This is a genomic window from Arthrobacter sp. 35/47, assembly GCF_000520475.1.
In the GTDB taxonomy this organism is placed as follows: domain Bacteria; phylum Actinomycetota; class Actinomycetes; order Actinomycetales; family Micrococcaceae; genus Arthrobacter_D; species Arthrobacter_D subterraneus.
The window spans coordinates 1-4578 of sequence record NZ_AZHY01000354.1 but is presented as its reverse complement, the minus strand read 5'-3'; the positions used below and the strand labels follow the sequence as shown (position 1 = coordinate 4578).

Genomic DNA, 4578 nt, shown 5'->3' with positions numbered 1-4578 from the left:
GGGGACACTTCCGGTGAGTTCCAAGCGGTGGATCCAACCATCTCCGAAGTCGTATTCATAGAACAGGGGACCGGCCTCCGCCGTGAGGACGTGACCCAGAACATAGTCCGACTCAAGCAGGTCTTCTTCGAAGTCATCAAGCAGGTCCTGGGCGACCCAGCGCCGGGGTTCTGGCACCTGTCCATTGACGGCCCGCAGCCGCTTGTAAGGGTCGGTGTCCGTGAAGGAATGCAGATGAATATCCCGCCAGCCGACAGCCGTTTGGAGGACCTCATGGACTTCGCCCAAGGTCAGCGAAGGGTCGAGGTCAAGCAACCGCCAGATGGCCGGTTCGGCGCCTACGATCGAAACTTTCACCTGCAGCAGGATCGAACCGTCATCTTCCTGGGAGGCTTGTGTCGTCACATCACCATCCTGCCAGTCCACGTTTGCCCAGTTGCAGAGGTCGAGCCTTTGTTGAGGATGTCGTCTATCGCCGGTAGGAAGCGTAGGTGGCCCAGGTGTGGCCGGCGTGTTTGGCGTGTTGTTCGGTGATTTGGGTGCTGTAACCGAGGGCTTGGGCGGCGACGGGTGGGGGCATGGTCAGGACCAGCGCGCGGAGGGTGGCGTTCCTGGCCCCGCGCAGGTGGATGCCGCTGTCGCGGAGCCGTGTCATGAGGTGGCCAGGGTGGAGGTGCTGTCCGGGGCGGTAACCGGGGAAGAGCCAGGGCGAAGCGCGGTTCGCTGCAGTGGTCATGTTCGGCCGGCGTGCGAGGTGCTCTTGGAGGATCGCGTCGAAGGGGTGGGGGACGGGTACGGGCTGGTCATCGAATATCACGACGGTTTCGCCATCGGGAGTGCGGCTGATTTGATCGGTTCGCATGCTGGCGATGCGAGTCAGCGGCTGGGCGTAGAGGAGTAACAGGATCGCGGCGGCGCGGTGGTGTAGCGGCCTGTCCTGGTTGTCGAGGGTTTCGCGGAGCAGCTCGAGTCGTTCGTTCTGGTCCAGGACTGGCCTGGTTGCGGCTTTCCGGTAGGGGTATTCGAGGCGGGGAAGATGCTTGTTCCGGATCGCCCAGCGCACGAAGGTCCTTGCCGTGCTGCGCGTTGTCGGTCCCGTGGCGAGCCAGTGGTCGATGTCGGTCTGCCGGCATTGGGGCGGTGTTCTTCCTCGTTCCGAGAGGTGGCGGAGGAAGTCCCGGGCTACGGAGATGTCTTGTTTAGCGGCGCGTGTGGTGCCCCATCGCAGGTGGCCGGCGGCGGAGAGCTGGCGCATCCGCCGCAGATGGTGCCAGGTGGCGAACTGCTTGATCAGGGTGTGGTGGTTCGGGTCGGTGAGTTCTGTCAGGAGCTGGTCCAGCCAGGTTTCGAAGTGCAGCAGGTTCCGGTCTTCCGGTTCCAGCAGTCCATGCGTGATGAAGAGTTCGCGCAGGTGCATGGCGGTGCGTGGTGACGGGTGGTCTTCGAAGGCGGCGTGGCTCATTGGCCGGGTGCCCGTGGCGATGGCGGTAAGCAGATTACGGACGTCGGGGTTGCGCAGCCAGGTCAGCGCGCTGCGTGGGTGGGGTTGAGCAGTGATTCCCTCATGCAACGGTTTGAGGAATTCAGCTATGGTGCCGGTGCCGTCGTCGAGTAGTTCGGCTAGATGATCTTGCAGGCAGCAGCGGGCGCAGCGCCGGGCACGGTACGGCTCTTCCTCTGCTGAACACCGGGTGCAGTGGAAGTCGGCGGGGATGCCGGCGCAGGTGACGCAGATGGGGGATCCGGTGCTGTCCAGGCCGGGCAGGAGTGTTCCCGTGGCGATGGCGGCAAGCAGATTACGGACGTCGGGGTTGCGCAGCCAGGTCAGCGCGCTGCGGGGGTGGGGTTGGGCGGTGATTCCCTCATGCAAGGGTTTGAGGGATGCGGCTATGGTGCCGGTGCCGTCGTCGAGCAGTTCGGCTAGATGATCTTGCAGGCAGCAGCGGGCGCAACGCCGGGCACGGTAGGGCTCCTCCTCGGCTGAACACCGGGTGCAGTGGAAATCAGCGGGGATGCCAGCGCAGGTGACGCAGATGGGGGATCCGGTGCTGTCCAGGCCGGGCAGGAGCCGGTTGGTTCCGCAGCAGGGGCATGTGCCGTGGGTCCGGGCTGCCCGTTGGTAGCAGCGTCGGCAGACCCTGCCTTCGGGCCATTTCGCGCCGAGCTTGGCCGCTGGCTTCGGGCAGCGGGTGCAGAGCTTTTCGCCTGGTGTGAGCATTAGTCGGCGGGGCGGACGCGGGCACGTTTGGGTCGGATGCTCGTGTTCAGGTCAACCACCTTGGGTCCCTCCGAGGATGGTCCGTTGACGGCGGTTTTCCGTTGTGCGGTGGCGACGGTGTGGAACTGGCATAGGTCCTCGACAGAGCAGTCCAGGGCATCGCAGAGCGCTCCGAGCAGAGTCATGGACATGCGCTCGGGTTTTTGTCCGACGAGCCGGTAGATCTGCGAGGGGGAGAGCTCGATGCCGCGTTCCACCAGCAGGGGGATGAGGTCGGAAATGTTGAACAGGCCGCGGGCGGCCATGATTTCACGCAGCCGCCAGGAGTATTCGATGTGCCGTTTCATGGTGCCTTCCTCTCATCGGCGCCGGTGGCCTCTGCGGTCATCTTGTTCATTGCCGCCCTCAGGGTACGGGTGCGGTAGTCGGAGGAAACCCCGGGTATAGAGGGCCGTCGTGGAGGAGTGTTCGTGTCCCACCTGTTGCTGGACGAAAAGGGCGTCATAGCCGTCTTCGATCAGGTGGGTCACGTAGGAAGTCGGCGGTGACCCGGCCGCTACGCTCGGTGGGCCAGAGAGATGAGCCGTCATCTTCGGTTCCGGTCGGCCGGACCTCATCGATCCACTGCTGAAGACAGTCCACGGCCCAGCCGGTATGGGGGACCGTCAGGACACTACGTCGTTTGGGTGGAGATCCCCGCATGGCTTTGCCGTGCCGGACGTAGAGAACGCCGTACCCACCGAACTCGGGCGCGTGCGGATTGGTGCCGAAATCGGTCAGTTCGAGCATCCGGACCTCGTTGCGGCGCAGACCCCACGCAGTACGGGTGCGGTAGTCGGAGGAAACCCCGGGTATAGAGGGCCGTCGTGGAGGAGTGTTCGTGTCCCACCTGTTGCTGGACGAAAAGGGCGTCATAGCCGTCTTCGATCAGGTGGGTCACGTAGGAACGGCGCAGGGAATGGAAATCGATCCCGTCTGGGAGTCCGAGTCCGGTGCGTAGGAGTGTGAATTCGCGTGTGAGTGAGTCAGCGGTGACCCGGCCGCTGCGCTCGGTGGGCCAGAGAGATGAACTGTCGTCCGTGGTTCCGGTCGGCCGGACCTCATCGATCCACTGCTGAAGACAGTCAACGGCCCAGCCGGTATGGGGGACCGTCAGGACACTACGTCGTTTGGGTGGAGATCCCCGCATGGCTTTGCCGTGCCGGACGTAGAGAACGCCGTACCCACCGTCAGGACACTACGTCGTTTGGGTGGAGATCCCCGCATGGCTTTGCCGTGTCGGACGTAGAGAACGCCATATCCACCGAACTCGGGCGCGTGCGGATTGGTGCCGAAGTCCGTCAGTTCGAGCATCCGGACCTCGTTGCGGCGCAGGCCCCACGCATAGGCGACTTTGATGGCCGTTGCCACGCGGAACGCTGAAATCCAGCCTTTGCGTCCGTGTCTGTGGGCGTGATCGACGCGATCATCGGCGTAGTCGAACAGGTCCTGGAGCTCATCGCGGGTCAGCGGGCGTTTGCGCGGGCGGGAGGACGCTTCCTGGACATGCGCGGCGGTGTTCCACTCGTGACAGACCTGCACCGGGTGGGTTCCGAACCGGTCAAGGCATTCCTGCTCCCAACCGTAGGCCGGGTCGGTCAGGTAGCCCAGGAACAGGCGCAGGGCGTTCTGGTATGCCAGTAGCGTTGAATGGCTCGCAGAGCGCACCGCACGCAGCTCCATGAAGAACTCGTCCACATCGCCTACGGTCCACGCCCACGGGTCCTCACCGGTGAACGACCGGAAACGGGTGATGACCTGCTCACGGCGGGCGATCGTCGTGAAGGCAAGGTTGCGGCTCAATTGCTGGTTCCGCCACCCGTCCAGCATCGCTTGGAACACCTGCTCGGCAGGGTTGAACAGCGCCACATTCCGGGCGATCTGCTGCACGGCCGCGCCCGCCGGGCCGCGCTGATTGGTCACGTCTTTTCCTCGCATAACACGCGACACTTTCGCACATTATGCGAGACGCTGGCAAAGTGGCCTGCAACGGCGCGGATTCTCAGACTCAACGCACCCGACGACAAATGGGCACTCCTTCGTCCAGCCACCCATGCGTGGGCTGTCAGGAGCCTAGAATCAACGAAATACCGTGCCATGCGGCTTTACGAGAGGGGACAGGTGTCAAAGTCCGGCCAGTTCGCATCCAATGCGATTCGCCGGGTTCTACTGGTGACCGTGCTTATTCGATTCGCGACTATTAGGGGCCAGTTTTCGCGAGTAGATCTCCGGCTGCGTTCCTTAGTCTTTCGAGTTTGGTTCGTCAGTTCCTCAGTTCCGGACGGTTCAGCGCTGCGTACCTACTCATCGGCTGGGCTGCA

Annotated in this window: 4 protein-coding genes; all 4 read right to left on the bottom strand. The window is 63.5% G+C overall.

What is annotated here, in order from left to right:
* Positions 1–405, bottom strand: a 405-nt coding sequence (locus X803_RS0100285) for a plasmid pRiA4b ORF-3 family protein (protein WP_162149170.1), incomplete at its 3' end; no start/stop codon positions are given.
* Positions 406–469: 64 nt separating this feature from the next.
* Positions 470–1870, bottom strand: a complete 1401-nt coding sequence (locus X803_RS0100280) for a hypothetical protein (RefSeq protein WP_051470294.1) — start codon at positions 1868–1870, stop codon at positions 470–472.
* A 347-nt stretch (positions 1871–2217) separates the two neighbouring features.
* Positions 2218–2565 carry a helix-turn-helix domain-containing protein gene (locus X803_RS0100275; RefSeq protein ID WP_026543556.1) on the bottom strand — a complete coding sequence of 116 codons (348 nt, stop codon included), beginning with the start codon at positions 2563–2565 and terminating at the stop codon, positions 2218–2220.
* 805 nt (positions 2566–3370) lie between these two features.
* On the bottom strand, positions 3371–4180 hold the full coding sequence (locus tag X803_RS22445; RefSeq protein ID WP_216699016.1) for a site-specific integrase: 810 nt from the start codon (positions 4178–4180) through the stop codon (positions 3371–3373).
* Positions 4181–4578 lie beyond the last annotated feature (398 nt).